This is a genomic window from Rhizobium sp. WSM409 (assembly GCF_057653825.1).
In genome coordinates this window covers 53,618-74,309 of the sequence record NZ_JBYGKP010000004.1, presented here as the reverse complement: position 1 = coordinate 74,309, position 20,692 = coordinate 53,618, and the positions used below count along the sequence as shown (strand labels likewise).

Below are 20,692 nucleotides of genomic sequence, written 5' to 3'. Positions count from 1 at the left end.
ACAATGGCTGCGAAAGAAGTCAAATTCAATACCGATGCCCGTGAACGCATGTTGCGTGGGGTCGACGTTCTGGCAAACGCCGTGAAGGTTACGCTCGGCCCGAAGGGACGCAACGTCGTGATCGACAAATCGTTCGGAGCGCCCCGGATTACCAAGGACGGAGTATCCGTCGCCAAGGAAATCGAGCTGGAAGACAAGTTCGAGAATATGGGCGCCCAGATGCTGCGCGAGGTGGCGTCGAAGACCAATGACCTCGCTGGCGATGGCACCACGACGGCGACCGTCCTTGCCCAGGCCATTGTCAAGGAAGGTGCAAAGGCTGTCGCCTCAGGCATGAACCCGATGGACCTGAAGCGTGGCATCGACATTGCCGTAGACGCCGTTGTCAAGGAACTGAAGGCGAACGCCCGCAAGATCACCAGCAATTCGGAAATCGCCCAAGTGGGCACCATTTCGGCCAATGGCGACGAGGAAATCGGCAGGTATCTCGCCGAAGCGATGGAAAAGGTCGGCAACGAAGGGGTGATCACCGTCGAGGAAGCCAAGACCGCAGAGACAGAGCTGGAAGTCGTCGAAGGCATGCAGTTCGACCGTGGTTATCTCAGCCCGTACTTCGTCACCAACCAGGACAAGATGCGGGTCGAGCTCGAAGAGCCCTACATCCTCATTCACGAGAAGAAGCTCTCCAATCTGCAGGCGATGCTTCCAGTCCTGGAAGCCGTGGTGAAGTCCGGCAAGCCTCTGCTGATCATTGCCGAGGACGTGGAAGGCGAAGCCCTTGCGACCCTCGTCGTCAACAAGCTTCGCGGCGGTCTGAAGATCGCCGCCGTCAAGGCCCCAGGCTTCGGCGACCGCCGCAAGGCCATGTTGGAAGACATTGCCATCCTCACGGGCGGTACCGTGATCTCCGAAGACGTCGGCATCAAGCTGGAGAACGTGACACTCAACATGCTTGGCCGCGCCAAGACGGTCTCGATCGAGAAGGAAAACACCACCATCATCGATGGCGTCGGCTCCAAGGCGGAGATCGATGGACGGGTCGCCCAGATCCGCGCTCAGATCGAGGAAACCACCTCCGACTACGACCGTGAGAAGCTGCAGGAGCGCCTCGCCAAACTCGCCGGCGGCGTTGCCGTCATCCGCGTCGGAGGCTCGACCGAGGTCGAGGTCAAGGAGAAGAAGGACCGTGTCGACGATGCGCTGCATGCGACACGTGCTGCCGTCGAAGAAGGTATTCTGCCCGGTGGCGGTGTCGCCCTGCTGCGTGCGGTCAAGGCGCTCGACGGTCTTCCGACGGCCAACGACGATCAGCGCGTCGGGATCGACATCGTCCGTCGGGCGATCGAGGCGCCGGTGCGTCAGATCGCCGAAAATGCTGGCGCCGAAGGTTCGATCGTCGTCGGCAAGCTGCGCGAAAAGTCGGAGTTGTCCTTCGGCTGGAACGCCCAGACCGGCGAATATGGCGATCTATACGCGCAGGGCGTGATCGACCCTGCGAAGGTGGTGCGCACCGCGCTTCAGGATGCGGCCTCGGTCGCGGGTCTGTTGGTCACAACTGAGGCGATGATCGCCGAAAAGCCGAAGAAGGATGCCGCCCCCGCCCTGCCCGCTGGGGCCGGCATGGACTTCTAAGGCCTGCGGGAAGGCCCGCGCAGGCCGCCACAGCGGGCCTTCCCTTACATTTCATATCCGTACCAGCCGTTCCGTCGAGCAACATCAATGGAGCCAACCTATGAGAAAGGACATCGAGAATACTCTTCCAAAGCAAGCCACCGCGGCCATCAGTGCTGCCCATCTCCTGCATCCGGCCAAACATTTCAATCACCCGCGGGACGTGCTTGCGGCCGAGGGCATTGGCAAGCAAGAGAAGCGGGCCATTCTCGCTTCGTGGGCATCCGATATATTCGCGATCGAATCCGCACCCGCCCTACGACTTTACCCCGGCTCGGATAAGGCCGTCTCTTATGACGAGATCATCCAAGCGCTGAAACATCTGGACGAGGGCGATACGCGCGCTGGAGAGCAAGGTTTACCCGTTGCCGCCAACATCCACCGAAGCCAGCGCCGCAGACCACAACCACGCCGGATGGGCGGCTTCAGCCTGTGTAGCTTCCGGAGAGGAGACCGCCTGCGACAGCCATTCGAGATGTAGAAACGGCTTAATCTGCCGCATGCCTTAGCAAGGATGCGGATCTGATTTTTACCGTCGACTCTTTGCTCAATTGCGGAGGTTTTGCCGATGAAGATCGCCCAGATCGCGCCGCTCGCTGAAAGTGTCCCGCCCAAGCTGTACGGCGGCACCGAGCGCATTGTTTCATACCTGACCGACGAGCTGGTTCGGCGGGGTCACGATGTCACCCTCTTTGCCAGCGGCGATTCCGTCACCGATGCCAGGCTGGTGCCCTGCTCTGACGTCGCCCTGCGGCTTAATCCGGCCGTCAAGGACCACCTGCCGCATCATGTCGTCATGCTGGAGGAGGTCCGCCGCCGGGCGCATGAATTCGACGTCTTACACTTCCACATCGATCTCTTGCATTTCCCGCTGATCCGGGATTTTGCCGATCTTACCGTCACGACGCTGCACGGGCGGCTGGATCTGCCAGACCTCAGGCCCTTCTACAAGGCGTTCCCCGATATTCCGCTGGTGTCGATCTCCAACGACCAGCGCCATCCCATGCCGCCGGTCAATTGGGCCGGAACAGTCTATCACGGGCTTGCCACTGACGGCCTGCCCTTCACCGCCAAGCCGAAAGGCAATTATCTCGCTTTCCTTGGCCGCATCTCGCCGGAGAAGCGTCCCGATCGAGCGATCCAGATCGCGGCGAAAGCCGGGATGCCGCTAAGGATGGCCGCCAAGGTCGACAATGCCGACCAGGCCTACTGGGACACGGTGATCGAACCGATGGTCAAGAGCCATCCCAACGTCGAGTTCATCGGAGAGATCAACGAACATCAGAAGGCGGAATTTCTCGGCAATGCAGGTGCCCTGCTCTTTCCGATCGACTGGCCGGAGCCTTTCGGGCTGGTGATGATCGAAGCCATGGCGTGCGGGACACCCGTTATCGCCTTCAACCGCGGCTCGGTGCCTGAACTAATCGACCCCGGGCTCTCTGGCATCATCGTCGATACAGTCACGGAAGCGGTGGAAAACGTCGACTGGGCTCTGCGCATGGATCGTCACAGGGTGCGCGAAACGTTCGGGAGACGCTTTTCCGCAAGCCGCATGGCGTCCGACTACCTTGATATATACCGACGTCTGCCGGGAGTGCGCACCGAGACCGCTCGCATGCGCCGGTCCAATGGGACGGCTCCCGACCTTAACGTCGCCTCGTAAGGAGAAGCCATGTCGAGCGCGCTGACAGACAGCAACGGGATGCCGGCAACGTCAACGCAGTTGTCGCCTACGGGCCAGTTTTTCATTCCGGCCACCGCATCGCTGCAGGAACGGCGGCCGCGCACCTTGAAGCACGGCGACACCTTCGCTGTCTTCGACCATAATGGCGACGCGCTTTCCGGGCCCGGCAGCCCCGAAGGCCTGTTTCACCGAGATACGCGGTATCTCTCACACCTCTCTTTGACGATCAACAGCACGCGGCCGATGCTGCTGTCGTCGACGCTCCGCGACGACAACGCGGCGCTGACCTGTGACCTCACCAATCCCGATCTCTTCGATAAAAAGGGCAAGCTTACGCTCGCGCATGACCTTGTCCACCTGCGCAGGACACGCTTCCTCTGGGATAGGCGCTGTTACGAGCGGCTGACCGTCAAGAACTACGACGAACGGCCCCAGCAGGTCCGCATCGAGATCGCATTTGCGGCCGATTTCGCCGACCTTTTCGAGGTTCGGGGAACCGTCAGGGCAAAGAAAGGACGCTCTCTTCCAGCAGTGATCGAGGCGGACAGCATCCTCCTTTCGTATTTCGGGCTCGACGATCGAAAGCGGTCGACGCGTTTATCCTTCGATCCTACTCCCGATAGGTTGGCAGGCGATCTTGCCGTTTATGATCTTCACCTGGCCCCGCACGAGACCCGATCGCTATTTGTCGAGATCGGCTGCGACGAAGCAGAAGCCCGGGCACCGAACCACCTTTCCTTTTTCTTCGCATTTCGCGACGCCCGCCGCGCACTGCGCTCGTCCGCCTCGCGTGCGGCGTCGATCGTAACGTCCAACGAGATATTCAACGAGGTGGCGCGACGCGGTGTGTCCGACCTCCACATGCTGATGACGGATACGCCAGAAGGACCTTATCCCTATGCCGGCATCCCCTGGTTCAGCACGGTCTTCGGCCGTGATGCGCTGATTACCGCGCTGGAAACGCTTTGGCTCGATGCGCAGATTGCCCGCGGCGTGCTTGGACATCTGGCTGCCAACCAGGCGACGGAGTTCAATCCGGCCGCGGATGCCGAGCCCGGCAAGATCCTGCACGAGGTGCGCTACGGCGAAATGGCAGAACTTGGCGAGGTTCCCTTCCGGCGCTACTACGGCAGCATCAATTCGACGCCCCTGTTTGTGATGCTGGCCGGCGAATACCTCAAGCGCACCGGCGACCTTACCACTATCAAAACGGTCCTGCCGAATATCGAGGCGGCGCTGATCTGGATCGACGAGCACGGCGATCGCGACGGCGACGGTTTCGTCGAGTATGGGCGACTGAGCGAAGAAGGGCTGATCAACCAGGCCTGGAAAGACAGCCACGACTCCGTCTTCCATGGCGATGGGACCCTTGCCAAAGGTCCAATCGCGATTGCTGAGGTCCAGGCGTATGTCTATGGTGCCTGGAACGCTGCCGCTGAGATCTTTCGACGGCTCGAGCGGCCGGAACGGGCGGCAAAATTCCTGGCAAGGGCGGAAGGGCTCCGCCGTGCCTTCGACATCAGTTTCTTTGATGAGGAAATTGGCACCTACGCACTGGCGCTCGACGGGGACAAGCGCCCCTGCCGGGTCCGTTCCTCGAATGCCGGCCATGCATTGTTTACCGGCATCGCCTATCCCGAAAGGGCTGCGCAGGTCGCCCACACCTTGATGGGCGCCTCATCCTTCTGCGGCTGGGGTATTCGCACGATCCCCTCGACCGAGGCGCGTTACAATCCGATGAGCTATCACAACGGCTCGATCTGGCCGCATGATAACGCGATGATCGCCAGCGGTCTTGCACGTTATGGATATCGCGCTGAAGCAGCGCGGATCTTCGAGGGTCTGTTTGCAGCGTCGACCTACATCGACCTGCGCCGGCTTCCCGAGCTGTTTTGCGGCATGTCGCGCCAACGGGCGCAGGGTCCGACCTTCTACCCTGTCGCCTGTGCTCCGCAGGCCTGGGCCGCGGCAGCCCCTCTCCTGCTGCTGCAGTCATGCCTAGGTCTGGAGTTTGATCCGAACGGTCGGCAGATCAGCTTTGACGAGCCCACCCTGCCGTCGTTCGTTGATGATGTCACGCTGCGGAACCTGCGGCTTTCGAACTGCACGGTTGATGTCGCGCTGCGCCGGTCGGGGCGGCAGGTTGTCGTCGAGGTCATCGACCGCCGGGGCGACATCAAAGTGGTGTCGACCTCGTGACCGGGGCGATGATAGCAATAGGCTCACCTTCGCTCGGCCGGATTCGTCTCCAGGCCGATGCGCGGGAACTGAACGCTTTCGCGGTCGCTGCAAGAGAGACATATGTTTATTATTGCCCATGTTCCTGCCTATAATATCCGCTTTCGTCGCAGCGATGGCTACCGGCTCGATCGGCGGGCTTGTCGTTGAGCCGCAGGCGTCGGTTGGGAGCCCAGCGTGGTTGGACATGCGAGGGTTGGCGACGATATGGAAAGCCCGGCGGGTTATGCTTTTCACACGGAGAAGGCGGTGATCTCTCGAACGAGGAGAGATTTCGAACGCCGGCGCTACACGTGGAACATGGTATCAAGCGCGCTTTAAACGACGTGATTATCCGCTGCGAGGAGCGGCGTTACGACGTCCTCCAAAGTGGACACACCCGGCGAGGGCCAGTTCGACAAATCGGACGTTGCGTTCCTTGAAAGCTTCGCCTCCATGCTCGGGGTCGCGATGAACGGGCAGAGCGGGAGGCGCGGCTTCGGGAGTCGATCAGACATCAGGAGGTGTTGACCGTGGAAGCGAGCCACCTCGACAGCAGTCAGCGTTACTAACGCGCGGACTACTGAACGGCAGGACAGTCCCGTGTAGCGCCGTCGGCAGGGCAGGTTTCCGGTCCTTGGCCGTTTTGATGAGGTGGAACCGAAACGGGCCATGTGTTTCTAATGGATCCATTTAGCTCGCGCTCTCGAATGTGGGTCGAAATTGGGACTTTGGTTGAAAGGGGCGAGCCTGGCTTCGCAACCTTCACGTGGATGAACTGAACGCGTCCTTTTTTGTATATTCTGAGCCTGGGCATATCTTTCGGCTCATTCGCGCGTCTATCGATTGTGTTCCGAGACCGCTGCCATTCCGCGCTGCGGCACTGGATTGCGGAGGAAATCCGACGGCTTTGGTCGAGCACATATTGCCTTCATCGGGCGCGCTCATGACCCCCCCGAATAGTAGTTCGCCAGCGATACCTTGTCGGCCACGCCTCACCACGCTCGAGATGATTTCGTTTCGGCACCCAGGAACGAACCTGAGACCAGCAGCGTGCCGCCGAAAAAGCTCAGAGCAGCGCAGAGGCCGAAAACGGAATGATAGCCGAACAGTTCCGCCCAGGTTCCGGTGGCAATGCCGGCGACCAGCCAGCCCGCGTTCGTCGTATTGGCATTTTCGAACATTGCAGCAATGCACCCGAGCCCGTTTCAGAACTTCGCCGAGCGATGCGCGACGTCGGAGTGACATTCGATGAAGGCGACGGAATACTTCCGATGCGACCGGGGGAGGATTTCGGTGTGTTCGGACGCTACGCACCATCTGCTATGCTGTTCCTGGGCGCGGGCGAAACCTATGCCGGGCTTCACAATCCCGACTACGATTTCCCAGACGAACTCATTCCAGTTGGGTCGAAGATTTTCGTGCAGACCGTGCGAAACATACTGGGATAGCTTTACCGACCGCCCCGACGAAGAAGCCCGTCTCGCGACGGCTTGTGGTGCTCACGTAACGGGGCCATCAGTCTCGGAGGCTCGCGCCAGTGCCTGTGTGTCGATGTACTCACGGATCTTCGTAATTTTGCCATCTCGCACGGTCATGTTGAAGACCCAATCGTCGTTGTACGGCTTGTCCGTTGCGTAGATTTTTCCCGTAGCGACGCCGATCACCATGACCCGGTCACCCTGGGCCACGAATTCCGGTGGCTTCGGATAGGCCATTTCCACTTCTTCGGATGCCTTCTTCAGCACCGCCGCCAATTCCGCATGCCCGCGGTGTGTGCCGGCCAAGGGCCAGTTCCGACCGGGAATGATCCACTCAATATCGTCTGCGACCAGCGCCAGCAGATCGTGCTCTTTGTAGCTGCCTATCGCTGTGAAGAAATCCTTCACAATCTGGACATTCTTTTCGACGCTCATCGTATCTCTCCTTCACTGTCTGTCGTTGGGCTCGAGGCGGGACCGCATTTCATCTGCGATCCCGATTGATCAATCGAACTTGATCAGGTCCTTGAAAATCAGCTGGCCCCATGTGTTTCCACGCGCCTGCACGAGCAACCCGCCTTCCGAAAGCCCGCCAAGCTTGATCGGAGCGAAGCCGAGATTTTCCGCAAGCGTGGAAATCGCCGCCGCGGCAGCGTCATCGTCGCTTGCCAGAAACACGGCTCTCCTGCCGCCCTTCACAGCGGGATCCTGGGCAAGGGAGGCTGCGCCCAGATGGTTGAAGCCCTTGACTAAACGTGCACCAGTGAAGGCCTGCGCGTTGAATTTTGAAGACGGTTGTCCGCCCAGTTCCTCTGGAGGCACACCGTAGGCATTGGTCACATCGACGATGGTCTTGCCATCCCAGGTCGGAAGCGCCTTTGCGACATCCGGGACGGCCTCAAAACGAACAGCCAAAAACAAGACATCCGCCTTGGCGGCCTCCGCCAGTGTGGTGGGAATGATGGTTGGTCCGATTGCGGCCGCAGTGGACGAAAAGCTTTTCGGGTCCCGCGTGGTTGCAACGGACACTTCGATTCCCTTGCGGGCGAATGCTTTGGCCAGTGCCTGGCCGATATTGCCGAAGCCAATGATTGCGTAGCTCATGTTTATTCTCCTTGGGTGTATCACGGTCTGCGGCGCGCCCGCGACTGAATGGGGCACCGAAGATGGCTGCGGGTTAGAGCTGGGCAAGGCCGCCGTCGACGGCGACTTCGCTGGCAGTCATGAAGCTGCTGTCGTCCGATGCCAGGAAGGCAGCTGCCGCACCAATTTCCGACGGATCGGCCATGCGCTGGAGCGGCGTCATTGCGCCATAGGCCTTCTGGCCTTCCTCACCGAGCGCTTCTTTAGCGAGTTCGGTCGCCGTCGCCCCCGGCGATAGCACGTTGACGCGGATGCCCGTGCCTTTCAGATCCTCCGCCCAAGTCCGAGCGAGGTTGCGCACGGCGGCCTTGCTTGCGCTATAGGCGGTAAATCCTGGTGCGCCCGTGGTGCCGGCACTTGATCCGGTGAGGATAATCGAACCCCCCTTGCCCATCAGCGGCAGCGCCTTCTGGACCGTGAAGATCGTGCCCTTCACGTTGGTTTCAAAGGTCCCGTCGATGTGCTTGCCGGTGATCTGGCCAAGCGGAAGCGGGGTTCCGGCGCCGGCATTGGCGAAGACGATGTCGAGCGTTCCGCGTTCTGCCTTCACCGTGGCGTACAGCCGATCCAGGTCGGCCTCATCGGAGACCGAGCCCTTCACCGCGCGGGCGTTGGGGCCAAGCTCGGCGACAGCGGCGTCAAGCGCCTCCTGCCGGCGACCGTAGATATAGACAAAAGCGCCCTCTTCGACGAAACGCTTTGCAGCAGCGCGGCCAATACCCGTTGCACCACCGGTGATCACGGCGGTCTTTCCATTCAGTCTGGTCATGGAATACGTCCTTCATTTACGTTGAGCGGAAAACAGAAAATTGTTTTGGGTCGGTGCCTCGACCCGCTTCGTTGAAGTAGGGGCTCGCGGTCGAGCCTATCAGTGGGGAAAGCCGCACAACCGTGGTGCAGAAATGCACCGCTGACTGCGTAGGTTCTGTGCTATAGCACCGCTTGAAGGCATCAGCATTGCGATGAGGAAACGACAATGACAATCGATTGGGATGATGTTCGTTATTTTCTCGCCGTGGCACGACACGGTTCGGTTCGCGCCGCCGCGGCCCAGCTCGACGTCAATCATACCACGATCCTACGACGCATCGCGCAGCTTGAGACCCGGCTCCATTCGCAGCTGTTCGAAAAACTGCCTGCAGGTTATCGCCTCACCGAGGCGGGCGAACAGGTGCAGGAACTGGCGGAACAGATGGAGGCTTCGTCCAATCTGCTGGTCAGCCGCGTGTCCGGTCGTGATCAGGCCGTGCGGGGTCCGCTGCGCGTCACGATGGCGCCCACACTGGCGACACATCTGTTGATGCCTGACTTTGCAGATTTCGGGCGACAGCACCCCGAAATCGAAATGGAGATCCACTCCTCGCTGGAAAACGCCAACCTGACAAATCGCGAAGCCGATGTCGCCTTGAGGGTCGTGTTTAATCGCAACTCGTTGCCGCAGAACCTCCACGGCGTGAAAGGGCCGGATCTTTCTGTCGGTGTCTATATGTCCCGCGACCTCCTTGCGGCCTGGAAAGCCGGCACGTCTGGCGACATCAGGTGGATCTCGAAGAACATCGAAGGCGTGCCGGAGTGGGCTCACGGCGATGTTGTCGAAGTCACCGGCGCCCCGTTCCGTGTCCTGGAAGATGCAGCCCACCTCGAGGCGATGCGCCTGGGACTGGGGATATCGGCGCTCCCCAGCTTCGTGGGAGACGCTGAGCCGCTGTTCGTCAGGGTTCCAGGCACACGTCTCGGCCCCCATGGAACCCTATGGGTGCTGACACAGGGTGAGGCGCGCAAGACCAAGCGTGTTCGCCTCTTCACGGAGTTCATATCGGAGAGACTGCGTGCCCACGCGGAATTGCTTGCCGGCGAGATACATTCCCACGACCATTTGGCTAAGCAGAACTTGCGAATAGCGAACAGCTTGCAGGATGCGTGAGGACTAATAGCCCATCGACCTTGAGGCTCGAGCGGCAAGGCACACAGGAATGCCGGGATCGGAAACGCTGCGGCGTCTTGCCGACTGCCCCTACGTGTCCGAAATCCCAAGGACGGAGTATCCTATGAATATGCAGGCGGAAGCTGGTGCCTCAAGTCGCGTTTCGGCTGAAGATGGCGGGATCCCTCGCTCTATTGCCGATCATGGGGTGCTCGGCGATCTCGCAACTCTGGCGCTCGTCGCCAAGGACGGCGCCATCGATTTCATGTGCTGGCCGAACTTCGACAGCCCGACGATCTTTGCCGCCCTATCTCGATCCCGGTGGCCGACGAGCGATGCCAACCTATCACCAGGCCTTGATCGGCCATTGCCGCTTGCAGCGCCACATTGAACTTTCCAAATCTGCGGCCGACCTGGCCGCGATGAGGAGCACCGGCTCGAAGAAGTGCCTGTTCCCAGCCCACCCAGTCGGGGCCGAGCCAGTCAACATTCAGTAGCGGCAGTTCGCCGAGTTCGGTTCTCGTCGCTTGCCGATTTTGTTCAGCGAAATTCGGACTGCACACGGGATAGACGCAGTCATCGAACACGAATTCTGCCGTCTCGTCGACCCAGGCGCCAAGGCCATACCGCACCCTCAACTCCACTTCGGCCCGGCGAAAGTTCTTCACGTCGTCGAAATGAGATGGTCTACCATCACCTCCTGATGGCTGCGCCAGAAGTCGGGCATTCGCGGGATCAGCCACTTGGTGGCGAAGACGTCGCTGCAAGCGAATGTCACGTTGCGCGCCCTATCCCCGCGCTTTATCGATTTGACGACGCGGAGGTCCGGGAAAAGGCGCTTGCCAGCACATTGTATAGCTCCTCCCCATGGGTCGTTAACGTCACTACTGTCCCTTGCGAATGAATAGCTGGACGCCGAGTTCGTCCTCTATCGCCTTGACCTGCCGGCTGACGGCCACCGGCGTGATGTCGAGCTCATTTGCCGCCACGGTGAGGCTCGAATGGCGGGCGGATGCCTCGAAGATCGCGAGCGCCTTTAACGATGGGAAGTCCACAATAGCGCCGTACCACAGTTGAAACTCCGTTCGTTCTCAACCTTCGCCTTCCGTGACGAGGAGGATATGCCTTCAGCAAAAGCCCAAGGTCACGTGATGCTGCCTCTCTACCAGACGACGAAAGACAAGGCGATGCCCGAAGTCAACGGCCTCGCCACTTGCTGCAATGTACGGTGCTGCTCTGGGCGATCGTCCTCGGCTACCTCTTCTTCAACGATATTCCCGGTGCACGGATCATCATCTGCGCCGCAATCATTTCAGTTGCGGGGCTCTTCATCCTACACCGGAAGAATCTGAAGGAGACGGTTCCGGCTACGGGCGGTTGGGCGGCTTGAGCAGGTTCGAACCGGAGACCCGTGGTTTGCGCGCATTTGAGAACCTGATTGCAACCGTTTTCGCAGGTGAACAGATTGGCGTAGTGGTGCGTTCTTTCGATACCCACCTTGAGAAGACCGACCACTTGCTTTATATGATGCGTGATGATTGATGCGCGATGAGACGAAGATGAGAACGACCTTGGCAATCGACGACGATGTGCTGACCGCCGCAAAAGCGATGGCAACCCAGCAGCACCGGAGCGTCGGCGAGGTCATTTCCGAGCTGGCGAGACGTTCTCTGCGCCGACCGCCGAGCAGCGGCGAGCGCAATGGCATTCCTCTCTTGTCAACACGGCCGGATACGCCGCCAGTGACGCTCGAAATCGTGAACGCCATGCGTGACGAACTGCCGTGACTTTCCTGCTCGACGTCAATGTGCTGATTGCCTTAATCGATCCGGGCCATGTAGCCCATGATGATGCGCACGAATGGTTCGCGGCGATAGGTCAGAGCGCGTGGGCTACCTGCCCCATTACCGAAAATGGTGTCATCCGGATTGTCGGCAACCCCAAATATCCCAACTCTCCCGGTTCACCGTCACTCGTGACGGAAATTGTCCGCAAATTGCGGTCGCTCCCCGGTCACAGTTTTTGGCCGGACGATGTGAGCCTTGTCGGGTCAGGTGATATCGCTCCCGCGAAAATTCTAACATCGGGGCAGGTAACTGACGCCAGCTGGCAACATTCGATCGCAAGCTGTCAGCAGCAGCGGTTACAAGGGGCAATTCTGCCTTGCACCTGATCACCACGAGTAGATCGTGAGTTCCCGTCAATCCATTATGCGATCTGCCTGGTTTGCAACGTGAACCCCATAGCAACAAGTCGGACGCCGGCCTCGAAGCTCTCGCCCTGCCAGAATCATTGACCCCGCTATTGGTCGGTGGCGTAAGGGGTATTTGTGGAACTTCGATGCGATGTAATTGAGCCGGTCGACATCGCTCCATCGCCTGTGTTACGCGCCGCCACCTGTCTTGTTCTGCCGGTTGGCGATCAGATCGTCGACGACTGCCGGATCGGCAAGCGTCGAAGTGTCGCCGAGAGCACCGAAGTCGTCTTCGGCAATCTTGCGCAGGATGCGGCGCAGGATCTTGCCGGAGCGGGCCTTCGGCAGGCCGGGGCGCAAACTGGATCTTGTCTGGTGCGGCGATCTGGTCAATTTCGGCAACGCACATGTTTCACCAGATCCTGGCGAAGCATATCCGATCCCTCGTGACCGGCCATCAGCGTCACGTAGCAATAAATACCCTGGCCCTTGATCGGATCCGACGACCGCGGCTTCCGAGACCAGATTGTGCGAGACGAGAGCGGATTACACCTCCGCCGTGCCGACCCGGTGGCCGGAGACGTTCAGCACGTCGTCGACGCGGCCGGTGATCCAGTAATAACCGTCCGTCCGGTGAAATACTTGCCCTTTCCAGTCGAAACAGCGGCCTATGCCTTTTGTCAGCGACTTCCTCATCAGACATCGGCAGCTCGCCGGCGAGGAACTTGGTGCCGAAAAGCGGCTTGCGGCCAGGTCATTCAGCTCGGTTTCACCATGGCCCCAACAGCGCGCCCAACCCGCTCGTGGGCATATCGTTCAAAGGCGCTGTCGGTTTCGGCGGCAACGCAGAGGATTGCAATTTCGCGGACGCGGTCGCTTAATCGAGTCCCGTAGCGGATGGCAGCGCCCAGCTCCTGAAGGGGTAGACCCAGGGCGGGAACATGAAGCATAACACCGGAACCGGCTTAAAGCTTTGGGAAGGAGGATTTTCGCGCTCTTCGATCCGCGGACCGGCGGGCAACGAGCTCGTTATAGCGGTGACGCATGCCCTGGACATCGATCTCGCCTTCGATCCAGAGCTCAACCAGGGTCATGTACTCCACGTCGTCGTCAATTGGCATGCCGCGCTCCCGCGCCCGCGCGATAGTGCGTTCCGCGATTGACCTTCGTGAATGCAAGAAAATCCTCTTCGCCCCGAGCCATCATTAGTCACAGCTGATTAGCAGGCTGTTGATTCGTTCGCCAGGTGAAAACGATATATCCGCGCCTCGTTTTAGTGTTTTTCGGAGGCTCGGGGAACTCTTCCGACTTCGATGCGTTCGAGCGTCGGATCTAAGGTTTTTTGGCCTTCGTCGATCCCTTTCATGTACGCTCACTCGCCCCGCAAGCAAAGCGGGGCTCTTTTTGACGCTTCCGCGCGATTTGAAGATCGTCCGGTTTATGGTCTGCCGGCTGCAAGGGGAGCATTGCAGATGAATTCATACGTCAATACGGCCGTGGGGGCGCTGCTCGGAACGATTTTCGTTCTGATGTCGGTCTCCATCGCGTCCGAAGGGATCTTCCATTCCGAAGCACCGGAAAAGGAAGGTTTCGCGATCGTTGTCGAAGAGGCGCCCGCCGCTGGCGGCGAGGCTGCGCCTGCCGTTGCCGTTCCGATCGCGCAATTGCTCGCTTCTGCGGATGCCAAGGCCGGTGAAACGGTCTTCAAGAAGTGTCAGGCCTGTCATGACGGCACCAAAGGGGGACCGAACAAGGTCGGTCCCAACCTCTTTGGTGTCGTAGATCGCCCGATCGCCTCGCATGCAGGCTTCGCCTATTCCGCTCCCATGAAGGATTTCTCCAAGGGCAGCAGCGAGAAGTGGACGTTCGAAAACCTCAACAAGTTCCTGCTGGCGCCCAAAAAGGATGTTCCCGGTACCGCCATGGGCTTTGCCGGTTTGGCGAAGGATCAGGACCGCGCCAACGTCATTCTCTACCTGCGCACGCTCGCCGATTCGCCGGTGCCGCTGCCTGATCCGAACGCCGCGACCCAGTGACGCGGCTGACAATCGCATTCCATCGAAGCCAGCCCGGCAAGCCAGGCTTTCGTCGTGCAGAGAAGATCAGCCGCGGAACGAAGAAGACGCTCGTGGAAAGGCCATCGATGCATCCTCCCTGGCGTCGAACCGTGCATCCTCAAGGCTCGAAAGCTCGGTTCCCTCCGAGTCTCTCGGAGCGATCTCCGGGGATTCCAATGTTTCCTTGGAAGCTAAGGGAGGTGATCTTTCGTCAAGAATGGCCGGCATGCTGGGGTCGATCGCAGTCATATCAGCCGTGTCATTACGACCCTAAACGCGGCGGTTGACCAACCCGAAACGTGGGAGGATGGTAGAGGCTATTTTCGGAAGACAGCGAGGTGTCGCTTCAGCTGCAATGCTTACGTGCGACGTCAATTCGATGAGTGCTTGCCGGTCTATGGTTAGAGAGCCCAGCCAACTATTGCCGGCCCCGAGAGACTGTCGCCATAGTGGTCTTCCCCGGCCGCGATCCAACACCAGCGATCCCGGGATCATCGCCGATTGAACGGTATCTATCGGACGAACGCTCATGATAGCACCTTGGCTGCGACAGCAGCATCTATGAACGTCCTGCGAGCGAGTTCAGCGTTTCCGTGGTGCATGATGGCGTCTGCGCATCTGCACTTCGCAGCCGCGAATTGCGGTTGAGATTGCGATGGCCAACGATGAGTCAAGGCTTCCAGTGCGGCCTTAGGTCCGTCGATACGCTCAAGGAAGCCATTGCCTATGCGAACGAACACGGGAACTCCCCATCTGATGTGCGGGTCAGCTTTGATGACCGTCTCCATTGACGGGCCTCCTTCTGCGTATGATGCCAGCTAAACGAACCTTCCTGTTTCGCGCCAGTTCCCGTTCCGTCGACGTCTGTGCGCAACCGGACACGCAACAACAATAAGGGGAGAGAAAGCCGCGACACCTGATGGGCCGCACAGCAGCAGGGTACGACCTGGCCGGGTGCGGAATGCAACTCTTTTGAGGCGGAGCCTTCCGGCTCGGCGGAATCAAAGCATTCCGAGTAGCTTCCATGAATGTATGCCGCGGCAGGTTGCCGCAGCACGGTCCCGGTCCGGCGGAAGTAGGCAACCGAACTACGCGATCGTCTGCTTCAGAAACGCGAGCGTCTTCTCCGCCCTGAAAAGGATATCGTGTGACCGACTACTGGTTCTATATGCAGATCCACCTTGATGCCAGCCGCTCCGAGCTGGCAGCGCAAGCGTCGAGGGCGGCCGCAGGGATCGTCGTGTCATGTTGCCCATGCACCAGAAGCACCCGAGTTTCCCTACTCGCGGAGGATATCCGCTGAGGCGGCAGAAGTCCGGCGAAGGAAACCAGCGCGCCGATCCTCTATCGTCTGGACGCTACCGCATCCAGCGCGACAATCGCGCCCTGCGAGAGGCCGATGATGCGATCCTGGCGTCGTCCATCAGTCCGTCGAGTGCTTCGCGAGCTGCTCGGATCCGGGATCGATCGAGCGGGTTTCCATCCGTGCTGAACCACTGATGGCCATAGCGATGTGGGAAGGGAGCGTCCGGTGCTGCGAAGCGGGTGATCGGCAGGCTCGCGTGCCAGGAGGCGAGCGGCATAGGCTGCGCGCCGGATGCACCGATCCCATGCAGAAACATAACGAGTGATGACCTGCATGGCATAAGGATACAGTCAATGAACGCACAGAGGGCGCTCGCCCCGCATGAGGGAGCGCCTGACGGTCCTCCTACCGGATTACCAGAAGGAGTCGCGCGCCCTCACGGATCAGTTCAAGCGCCAATACGCCGGGTTTTTCGGCAATCCTGCGCTGCAACTCGGTGACGGAAGCGACCGGAACTCTATTGAGCGCGACGATCATGTCACCTGCTTGGAGGCCAGCACCGGCAGCCGCGCTGCCGGAAGCCACCTTTTCGATCACCACACCGTGACCTCCGGCTTGCTGCGCCTCTTCGCCAGAAGCATTCCTCATCATAGCGCCCTCGAGCGGCGTGCCGGAGAGAGCTGCGGATGACCGATCGTCCATGGCAATGGTAGCCGTGATCACCTTCTCCTCGTCGCCGCGCTTCACTGTGAGGCTCACCTTGCTCCCGGCAGGCATGAGGCCAATGCGGTTCCTGAGATCAGTCGCACCACCGATCGGGCGTCCGTCGGTTGCGGTGACCACGTCTCCGGTCTTCAGTCCGGCCTGTTCAGCCGGCGAGCCCGACTGGACGTTGGCGATCAATGCGCCGCGGAGGTCACCGAGTCCGAGAGCCTCCGCCAACTCCGGCGTCAGATCCTGAATGCCGATGCCGAGCTCACCGCGCTCCACCTTGCCGTGCGCGATCAACTGGTTCATGACCGTCGCCGCCATACTGCTCGGCACGGCAAAGCCGATACCGACGTTGGCGCCGGCGGGGCTTAGAATTGCGGTATTGATGCCGACCAATTTGCCGTCGAGCGTCACCAGGGCACCACCTGAGTTTCCGGGGTTGATTGAGGCATCTGTCTGAATGAAGTCCTCGTAACCTTCGATATTCAGGCCGCTTCGCCCCAGCGCGCTGACGATGCCTGACGTAACAGTCTGGCCAAGCCCGAACGGATTGCCAATCGCCACGACATAGTCGCCAACCTTAAGCGCATAGGAATCCCCGATCTGGATAGCGGTAAGATTTGCAGCATTGACCTGCAACAGAGCGATGTCCGTTTCCTTGTCGCTGCCGATCAATTTGGCCGAAAGCTCTCGTCCATCCTTCAGCGTTATTGAAATCTCGCTGCCGCCGTCGACGACGTGATGATTGGTGAGAACATAGCCTTTTGCGGCGTCGACGATGACGCCGGATCCTGCGCTCATCCTCGATCGTCGTTGCTGTTGCGGCAGACTGAAGTACCGGCGGAAGGTGGGATCGCTGAAGAGAGGATTGTCTCGCGACGGTGCGCGGGAGACGACCGCGATGTTGACGACGGCCGGCGTGACTTGTTCAAGCATCGGCGCCAGAGATGGAGGTGACGCCGAAGCGGTGCCGGATTCCGGCGTCTGCGCGGTGACCGGCGCTATCGTAAGCAGGATTGCTGCAAAGGCGATCACGACCGACGCGGCAATCCTATGAAATCCCTGGAGGATATCGAACATGGTTTGCTCCTTGGATTTGACGGGAGCTCAATGCCGCCCAGCCCAATGCAAACAAAGAAGCGGGCCCGGAGTTCCGGGCCCGCTCGTTTTGCCTCAGGTGGTCGACAGCGGGTGGTTGTGGGTAAGCCAGATGCTGCCTGCGGCCAAAACCGCGACCACGATGCCGGCAATCAGATGTGCCCACATCGCAGCGCCCACAGCCGAGAAACCCAGAACCCATGGCGCCACTACGGCCCAGACGCCGAGCACGAGGTTGATCCATTCTTCCGCCTCGTAAAATGCGAAGAGAGCGGCGGCGGCGATCACGGCAATGGCAAGGCCGACGATCCAGGCATTCCACGCAGCATAGGCCTCGGTTGCGAAACCAAGGAGCCAGGGTGACAGGAAAAGAGCCAGCCCAGCAACGATATTGATGATATCGAATGCTGCACGGTCCTTCGAAGACTGAGATTTCATCATTGTCGTTTCTCCTCACTTGTTTGCATCATCATTGAACCGCCTCCGGTGGCGTGGAGACGGGTGCTGCAGCGGCGATTGTTCGCCGTTGCCGCGAGGTGAGTGGCCGGATCGGCGGAGTGAAGTCGCTTTGTTCCTGCCGGTCCGCCCAGAAAGGGTGCGAGCTCGCTGCTGGAGAACGGATCCAGCCTCGGCTCCGCCCCTCGATAAAGGGCGCGGCTTCGTGCGGCCGCAGCCATAGTCAGCGCGAACCTGTTGGGCAGGATCTTCTCGCAATCGAAGACGATAGATGGGTTCATGGCTCCACCTCACGCGGCATCTCGGTTGATCGTCGGCTGAAGATCTCGCCTCTCGACGTTGCGCTCGAGGTCAAGCAGTGCCTGCTCGACCTCGTGAAGGCGCGACGGCCGGTTGTTCTCAGGCATTCCCTCGTTGATTGGCCGGTCGATCAGGTACTCCGTCCAGGCCCAGTTCATCAGGATCGTCCGCTTTGCTTGCAGCGTCAGCGTGCGATCGCGGACAACGTCAGCGGGCGATGGCCATGTTGCGGGACCATCGTGGGTCTGCAACCCGGCGCCCAGTGCCTGTCCGTAGCTCTCCTGACGTGCCGCGAGGCCGAGCCGTAGCAATGTCGAGTCGGAGAAGGCATGAGGTCGGTACGTTCGCGGGCGGGTTCTCTGCTTTGCCGCCGGCTTATTCACCCGACGCTGCACCCTGTAGGTCAGCCCCTGCCGCTCCGCATAACGGATTGCTGATTCAAGGGTTGGAAATTCCAGCTCAACCTGTGGGAGCGTGTCGGTACTACCCGTATAGCCCATCAAAGGCTCGATGAACGGTGCGCTACGGCGCTCGAAGACGAGCTGCCAACCTTTCGTTTGCGGGGTGCCTGACGTCATCACCGAGCGCGATGGCTTGAAGATTCGGGCGACAGCACCCTCGGGAAATACTGAGCGGCCGAATGACAGAGGCTGCCGCTGGTTGTCATTTGCTGGCCACGTATCCGAAACAGCCGTGTTTGGTTTCTGCGTCTCTCTGTTGTGGGTCTCTCTGTTAACGTCCATCATCATATCCCTCCCTATCGGCGAAGGATGCCGGCGGCCGCCGCAAAGCCGGCCGCCGGTCGCTCATCGGTTGGTTAGCTCTTGATGGCGATCCGCTTGACTTGCGACTGCGCCTGTTCACTCTTCGGCAAGGTCACCGTCAACACGCCGCTTCTGAATCGGGCGTCGATATTGTCTTCCTTGACTTCCGCACCGAGCGGAATGCGACGCTCGAAGCGGCCGTAGTAGCGTTCGGAGAACTGGCGATCCTTGTCCTCGGTCTCGGAGTGCTTTTCGCCTTTCAGCGTCAGCACGCCGTCATTGAGCAGGACTTCGATGTCCTTTTCCTCAAGTCCAGGCACCTCGGCCGTCACCGTGATCTCCTTTTCGTTGTCGGAGATCTCGACGTTCGGCCATCCGCCACCAAAGCCACTGCGGCCAGTCAACGACGGAAAGTTGGAACCGAAGCCGCGGAATGCGTCATCGAACAATCGGTTCACCTCGCGATGCAGGGACAGGAACGGATCACGATCGTCATCACGCAAAAGGCTGGGAGCCTTATGGCCGTTGTTCCCGCTCCAGGGAATGAGATCACGAACACTCATGTCTTTTCTCCTTTCTCTTGGTTAGCAGCGAAGCGCGCATATCGGCGCCGGGCGTGCCCGGCACCGATGTGCCTTTCGAGGCTTAAGCCGCTTGCGTCTCAGCTTCGATCTGCTTGGTCTCGAACTTTGGAAGCGCCTGGCCAGTTCCGATCTCGATCTGGCGCGGCTTCATTTCTTCGGGGATCTCGCGCTTCAGATCGATGATCAGCAGTCCGTCGACGAGTTCAGCGCTTTCGACCTTGACGTGGTCGGCAAGTTCGAAGCGGCGCTGGAAGCTTCGCTGAGCGACGCTGCGATGAAGATACTGCACGTCGTCATCGCTATCCGCCTTCCTGCCCGCGACCACGAGCAGGTTCTGCTCCTGCGTCATCAACAGTTCGTCCTGGGAGAATCCCGCCACCGCCATTTCGATGCGGTATGCATCCTCACCCGTCTTGATGATGTCGTAGGGCGGCCAGTTATCGACGGTGTCGATCCCGGCTTGAAGCGCACTTAACATCCGGTCAAAGCCGATGCTTGACCGGAACATGGGAGAGAAATCGAGGTTTGTCCTCATAGCCATATCCTCCTTTGAAGCAACATGGATACAAGGAGACGCCAAGAGCGACCCGGCGTCTCCTGGACTTTGCCGGTCCCAATTGAGCTACCAGCATAATTTATTTAATTTGGGCGGTTATCGGTTCAAGAGGGGCCGGGGCATCAAGAATGAAAAATTGAGTTTGGCCTATTGGCCGGCATGAAATCGGCAACGGTCGACAACTAAGGAACGCTAGCGACATGGAAAAAAGTAAAAAGCCGTAGAAGGCGGAAATCGAGCGCGACGCCAGAGGACAGTCGGAAAGCAATCATGCCGGAGGATCCAACAACGGCGTGAGCAGCGCCAAGCCGCGTGTCATCACCCATTCGGACGACGCGACCGTCAATAAGAAGACTCCGGGCAAAGATGGAGATGCCAAGGATTGGGACCTCAACTACGACGAACGTGACATGAACGAAGGCGAATTTCGGGGCTGAAGGCCGCCGGCGGGGGCCGACACTTTGTCGCATAGACCGGACGCCGTGGCCTCTATTTGACAGATGATCGATTTGATGGCCCGTCTCCGTGAACTGACAGCAAGCGGTT

At 59.7% G+C, this 20,692-nt stretch carries 22 protein-coding genes and 4 pseudogenes; 13 read left to right on the top strand and 13 right to left on the bottom strand.

Going from position 1 to position 20,692, the window contains the following annotated elements:
* Positions 1–3: 3 nt before the first annotated feature.
* From groL to AC25BC_RS31170, 5 genes are all read left to right on the top strand, one after another.
* Complete coding sequence (gene groL / locus AC25BC_RS31190; protein ID WP_003555343.1) at positions 4–1,632, top strand: chaperonin GroEL; 1,629 nt, start codon at positions 4–6, stop codon at positions 1,630–1,632.
* Between the two features lie 100 nt (positions 1,633–1,732).
* On the top strand, positions 1,733–2,152 hold the full coding sequence (locus tag AC25BC_RS31185; RefSeq protein WP_128439495.1) for a hypothetical protein: 420 nt from the start codon (positions 1,733–1,735) through the stop codon (positions 2,150–2,152).
* An 87-nt stretch (positions 2,153–2,239) separates the two neighbouring features.
* A complete protein-coding gene (locus AC25BC_RS31180; protein WP_128439494.1) occupies positions 2,240–3,334 on the top strand; it encodes a glycosyltransferase family 4 protein in 1,095 nt (364 codons plus the stop codon).
* A 9-nt stretch (positions 3,335–3,343) separates the two neighbouring features.
* Positions 3,344–5,554: an amylo-alpha-1,6-glucosidase gene (locus tag AC25BC_RS31175; RefSeq protein WP_487778586.1), complete on the top strand. Its 2,211-nt coding sequence runs from the start codon at positions 3,344–3,346 to the stop codon at positions 5,552–5,554.
* 1,115 nt (positions 5,555–6,669) lie between these two features.
* Complete coding sequence (locus AC25BC_RS31170; RefSeq protein ID WP_017997417.1) at positions 6,670–7,023, top strand: M20/M25/M40 family metallo-hydrolase; 354 nt, start codon at positions 6,670–6,672, stop codon at positions 7,021–7,023.
* Positions 7,024–7,074: 51 nt separating this feature from the next.
* On the opposite strand, the gene AC25BC_RS31165 is transcribed toward AC25BC_RS31170, so the two are convergent.
* The 3 genes from AC25BC_RS31165 to AC25BC_RS31155 all read right to left on the bottom strand — a co-directional run bounded on the left by AC25BC_RS31165 (position 7,075) and on the right by AC25BC_RS31155 (position 8,965).
* Positions 7,075–7,488 carry a nuclear transport factor 2 family protein gene (locus tag AC25BC_RS31165; protein ID WP_128439492.1) on the bottom strand — a complete coding sequence of 138 codons (414 nt, stop codon included), beginning with the start codon at positions 7,486–7,488 and terminating at the stop codon, positions 7,075–7,077.
* Positions 7,489–7,557: 69 nt separating this feature from the next.
* Positions 7,558–8,157: an NADPH-dependent F420 reductase gene (locus tag AC25BC_RS31160; protein ID WP_128439491.1), complete on the bottom strand. Its 600-nt coding sequence runs from the start codon at positions 8,155–8,157 to the stop codon at positions 7,558–7,560.
* A 73-nt stretch (positions 8,158–8,230) separates the two neighbouring features.
* Positions 8,231–8,965 (bottom strand): SDR family NAD(P)-dependent oxidoreductase, encoded by a 735-nt coding sequence (locus AC25BC_RS31155; RefSeq protein ID WP_012760491.1) that lies wholly within the window; start codon positions 8,963–8,965, stop codon positions 8,231–8,233.
* A gap of 207 nt (positions 8,966–9,172) precedes the next feature.
* Between AC25BC_RS31155 and AC25BC_RS31150 the strand changes: the two genes are divergently transcribed.
* Positions 9,173–10,120 carry a LysR family transcriptional regulator gene (locus AC25BC_RS31150; protein ID WP_128439490.1) on the top strand — a complete coding sequence of 316 codons (948 nt, stop codon included), beginning with the start codon at positions 9,173–9,175 and terminating at the stop codon, positions 10,118–10,120.
* A 130-nt stretch (positions 10,121–10,250) separates the two neighbouring features.
* A pseudogene (locus AC25BC_RS31145) lies at positions 10,251–10,430 on the top strand (hypothetical protein); the annotation flags it as partial.
* Positions 10,431–11,004: 574 nt separating this feature from the next.
* Here AC25BC_RS31145 and AC25BC_RS31140 read toward each other — a convergent pair.
* The gene (locus tag AC25BC_RS31140; RefSeq protein ID WP_245459843.1) at positions 11,005–11,175 is read right to left on the bottom strand and encodes a LysR family transcriptional regulator; all 171 of its coding nucleotides are present in this window, start codon (positions 11,173–11,175) and stop codon (positions 11,005–11,007) included.
* Positions 11,176–11,333: 158 nt separating this feature from the next.
* Here AC25BC_RS31140 and AC25BC_RS31135 point away from each other — a divergent pair, with 158 nt between their 5' ends.
* The 4 genes and pseudogenes from AC25BC_RS31135 (at position 11,334) to AC25BC_RS31120 (ending at position 12,313) form a co-directional block, all read left to right on the top strand.
* Entirely contained in the window at positions 11,334–11,510 is a 177-nt protein-coding gene (locus tag AC25BC_RS31135; RefSeq protein WP_164902435.1) for a hypothetical protein, read from the top strand.
* Positions 11,507–11,662 carry a hypothetical protein gene (locus AC25BC_RS31130; RefSeq protein WP_164903011.1) on the top strand — a complete coding sequence of 52 codons (156 nt, stop codon included), beginning with the start codon at positions 11,507–11,509 and terminating at the stop codon, positions 11,660–11,662. Before AC25BC_RS31135 ends, AC25BC_RS31130 begins: the two co-directional genes overlap by 4 nt.
* 17 nt (positions 11,663–11,679) lie before the next feature.
* Positions 11,680–11,907: a hypothetical protein gene (locus AC25BC_RS31125; RefSeq protein ID WP_003555338.1), complete on the top strand. Its 228-nt coding sequence runs from the start codon at positions 11,680–11,682 to the stop codon at positions 11,905–11,907.
* Positions 11,904–12,313, top strand: a pseudogene (locus AC25BC_RS31120) (TA system VapC family ribonuclease toxin). The gene AC25BC_RS31125 and the pseudogene AC25BC_RS31120 overlap by 4 nt, the downstream one beginning before the upstream one ends.
* A gap of 190 nt (positions 12,314–12,503) precedes the next feature.
* Here AC25BC_RS31120 and AC25BC_RS31115 read toward each other — a convergent pair.
* The 3 genes and pseudogenes from AC25BC_RS31115 to AC25BC_RS31105 all read right to left on the bottom strand — a co-directional run.
* A pseudogene (locus AC25BC_RS31115) lies at positions 12,504–12,973 on the bottom strand (AMP-binding enzyme); the annotation flags it as partial.
* A 120-nt stretch (positions 12,974–13,093) separates the two neighbouring features.
* Positions 13,094–13,270 (bottom strand): annotated as a pseudogene (locus AC25BC_RS31110) (carboxymuconolactone decarboxylase family protein); the annotation flags it as partial.
* Positions 13,271–13,279: 9 nt separating this feature from the next.
* Positions 13,280–13,435, bottom strand: coding sequence for a hypothetical protein (locus AC25BC_RS31105; protein ID WP_222005611.1), 156 nt, complete (start codon positions 13,433–13,435; stop codon positions 13,280–13,282).
* Between the two features lie 351 nt (positions 13,436–13,786).
* Here AC25BC_RS31105 and AC25BC_RS31100 point away from each other — a divergent pair, with 351 nt between their 5' ends.
* Complete coding sequence (locus AC25BC_RS31100) at positions 13,787–14,350, top strand: c-type cytochrome (protein ID WP_128439489.1); 564 nt, start codon at positions 13,787–13,789, stop codon at positions 14,348–14,350.
* A gap of 548 nt (positions 14,351–14,898) precedes the next feature.
* Here the strand turns inward: AC25BC_RS31100 and AC25BC_RS31095 are convergent.
* The 6 genes from AC25BC_RS31095 to AC25BC_RS31070 form a co-directional block, all read right to left on the bottom strand.
* Positions 14,899–15,159 (bottom strand): DUF982 domain-containing protein, encoded by a 261-nt coding sequence (locus tag AC25BC_RS31095; RefSeq protein ID WP_017997428.1) that lies wholly within the window; start codon positions 15,157–15,159, stop codon positions 14,899–14,901.
* A 923-nt stretch (positions 15,160–16,082) separates the two neighbouring features.
* Positions 16,083–17,468, bottom strand: a complete 1,386-nt coding sequence (locus AC25BC_RS31090) for a Do family serine endopeptidase (protein WP_128439488.1) — start codon at positions 17,466–17,468, stop codon at positions 16,083–16,085.
* A gap of 93 nt (positions 17,469–17,561) precedes the next feature.
* Entirely contained in the window at positions 17,562–17,927 is a 366-nt protein-coding gene (locus AC25BC_RS31085) for an SPW repeat protein (RefSeq protein ID WP_017997431.1), read from the bottom strand.
* Positions 17,928–18,232: 305 nt separating this feature from the next.
* On the bottom strand, positions 18,233–18,988 hold the full coding sequence (locus tag AC25BC_RS31080) for an ETC complex I subunit (RefSeq protein WP_128439556.1): 756 nt from the start codon (positions 18,986–18,988) through the stop codon (positions 18,233–18,235).
* A 71-nt stretch (positions 18,989–19,059) separates the two neighbouring features.
* On the bottom strand, positions 19,060–19,569 hold the full coding sequence (locus AC25BC_RS31075) for an Hsp20/alpha crystallin family protein (protein WP_128439487.1): 510 nt from the start codon (positions 19,567–19,569) through the stop codon (positions 19,060–19,062).
* A gap of 82 nt (positions 19,570–19,651) precedes the next feature.
* Positions 19,652–20,125: an Hsp20 family protein gene (locus AC25BC_RS31070; protein ID WP_017997434.1), complete on the bottom strand. Its 474-nt coding sequence runs from the start codon at positions 20,123–20,125 to the stop codon at positions 19,652–19,654.
* Positions 20,126–20,439: 314 nt separating this feature from the next.
* On the opposite strand from AC25BC_RS31070, the gene AC25BC_RS31065 reads away from it, so the two are divergent.
* Positions 20,440–20,583 carry a hypothetical protein gene (locus AC25BC_RS31065; protein WP_017997435.1) on the top strand — a complete coding sequence of 48 codons (144 nt, stop codon included), beginning with the start codon at positions 20,440–20,442 and terminating at the stop codon, positions 20,581–20,583.
* Positions 20,584–20,692: the final 109 nt, after the last annotated feature.

Excerpts from the sequence above, each read along its gene's own strand:
- AC25BC_RS31070 (WP_017997434.1), bottom strand. The coding sequence starts at position 20,125 with ATGAGGACAAACCTCGATTTCTCTCCCATGTTCCGGTCAAGCATCGGC.
- AC25BC_RS31175 (WP_487778586.1), top strand. The coding sequence starts at position 3,344 with ATGTCGAGCGCGCTGACAGACAGCAACGGGATGCCGGCAACGTCAACG.
- AC25BC_RS31180 (WP_128439494.1), top strand. The coding sequence starts at position 2,240 with ATGAAGATCGCCCAGATCGCGCCGCTCGCTGAAAGTGTCCCGCCCAAG.
- AC25BC_RS31080 (WP_128439556.1), bottom strand. The coding sequence starts at position 18,988 with ATGATGGACGTTAACAGAGAGACCCACAACAGAGAGACGCAGAAACCA.
- groL (WP_003555343.1), top strand. The coding sequence starts at position 4 with ATGGCTGCGAAAGAAGTCAAATTCAATACCGATGCCCGTGAACGCATG.
- AC25BC_RS31150 (WP_128439490.1), top strand. The coding sequence starts at position 9,173 with ATGACAATCGATTGGGATGATGTTCGTTATTTTCTCGCCGTGGCACGA.
- AC25BC_RS31165 (WP_128439492.1), bottom strand. The coding sequence starts at position 7,488 with ATGAGCGTCGAAAAGAATGTCCAGATTGTGAAGGATTTCTTCACAGCG.
- AC25BC_RS31160 (WP_128439491.1), bottom strand. The coding sequence starts at position 8,157 with ATGAGCTACGCAATCATTGGCTTCGGCAATATCGGCCAGGCACTGGCC.
- AC25BC_RS31155 (WP_012760491.1), bottom strand. The coding sequence starts at position 8,965 with ATGACCAGACTGAATGGAAAGACCGCCGTGATCACCGGTGGTGCAACG.
- AC25BC_RS31075 (WP_128439487.1), bottom strand. The coding sequence starts at position 19,569 with ATGAGTGTTCGTGATCTCATTCCCTGGAGCGGGAACAACGGCCATAAG.
- AC25BC_RS31170 (WP_017997417.1), top strand. The coding sequence starts at position 6,670 with ATGATAGCCGAACAGTTCCGCCCAGGTTCCGGTGGCAATGCCGGCGAC.
- AC25BC_RS31095 (WP_017997428.1), bottom strand. The coding sequence starts at position 15,159 with ATGGAGACGGTCATCAAAGCTGACCCGCACATCAGATGGGGAGTTCCC.
- AC25BC_RS31105 (WP_222005611.1), bottom strand. The coding sequence starts at position 13,435 with ATGCCAATTGACGACGACGTGGAGTACATGACCCTGGTTGAGCTCTGG.
- AC25BC_RS31090 (WP_128439488.1), bottom strand. The coding sequence starts at position 17,468 with ATGTTCGATATCCTCCAGGGATTTCATAGGATTGCCGCGTCGGTCGTG.
- AC25BC_RS31125 (WP_003555338.1), top strand. The coding sequence starts at position 11,680 with ATGAGAACGACCTTGGCAATCGACGACGATGTGCTGACCGCCGCAAAA.
- AC25BC_RS31185 (WP_128439495.1), top strand. The coding sequence starts at position 1,733 with ATGAGAAAGGACATCGAGAATACTCTTCCAAAGCAAGCCACCGCGGCC.
- AC25BC_RS31085 (WP_017997431.1), bottom strand. The coding sequence starts at position 17,927 with ATGATGAAATCTCAGTCTTCGAAGGACCGTGCAGCATTCGATATCATC.
- AC25BC_RS31100 (WP_128439489.1), top strand. The coding sequence starts at position 13,787 with ATGAATTCATACGTCAATACGGCCGTGGGGGCGCTGCTCGGAACGATT.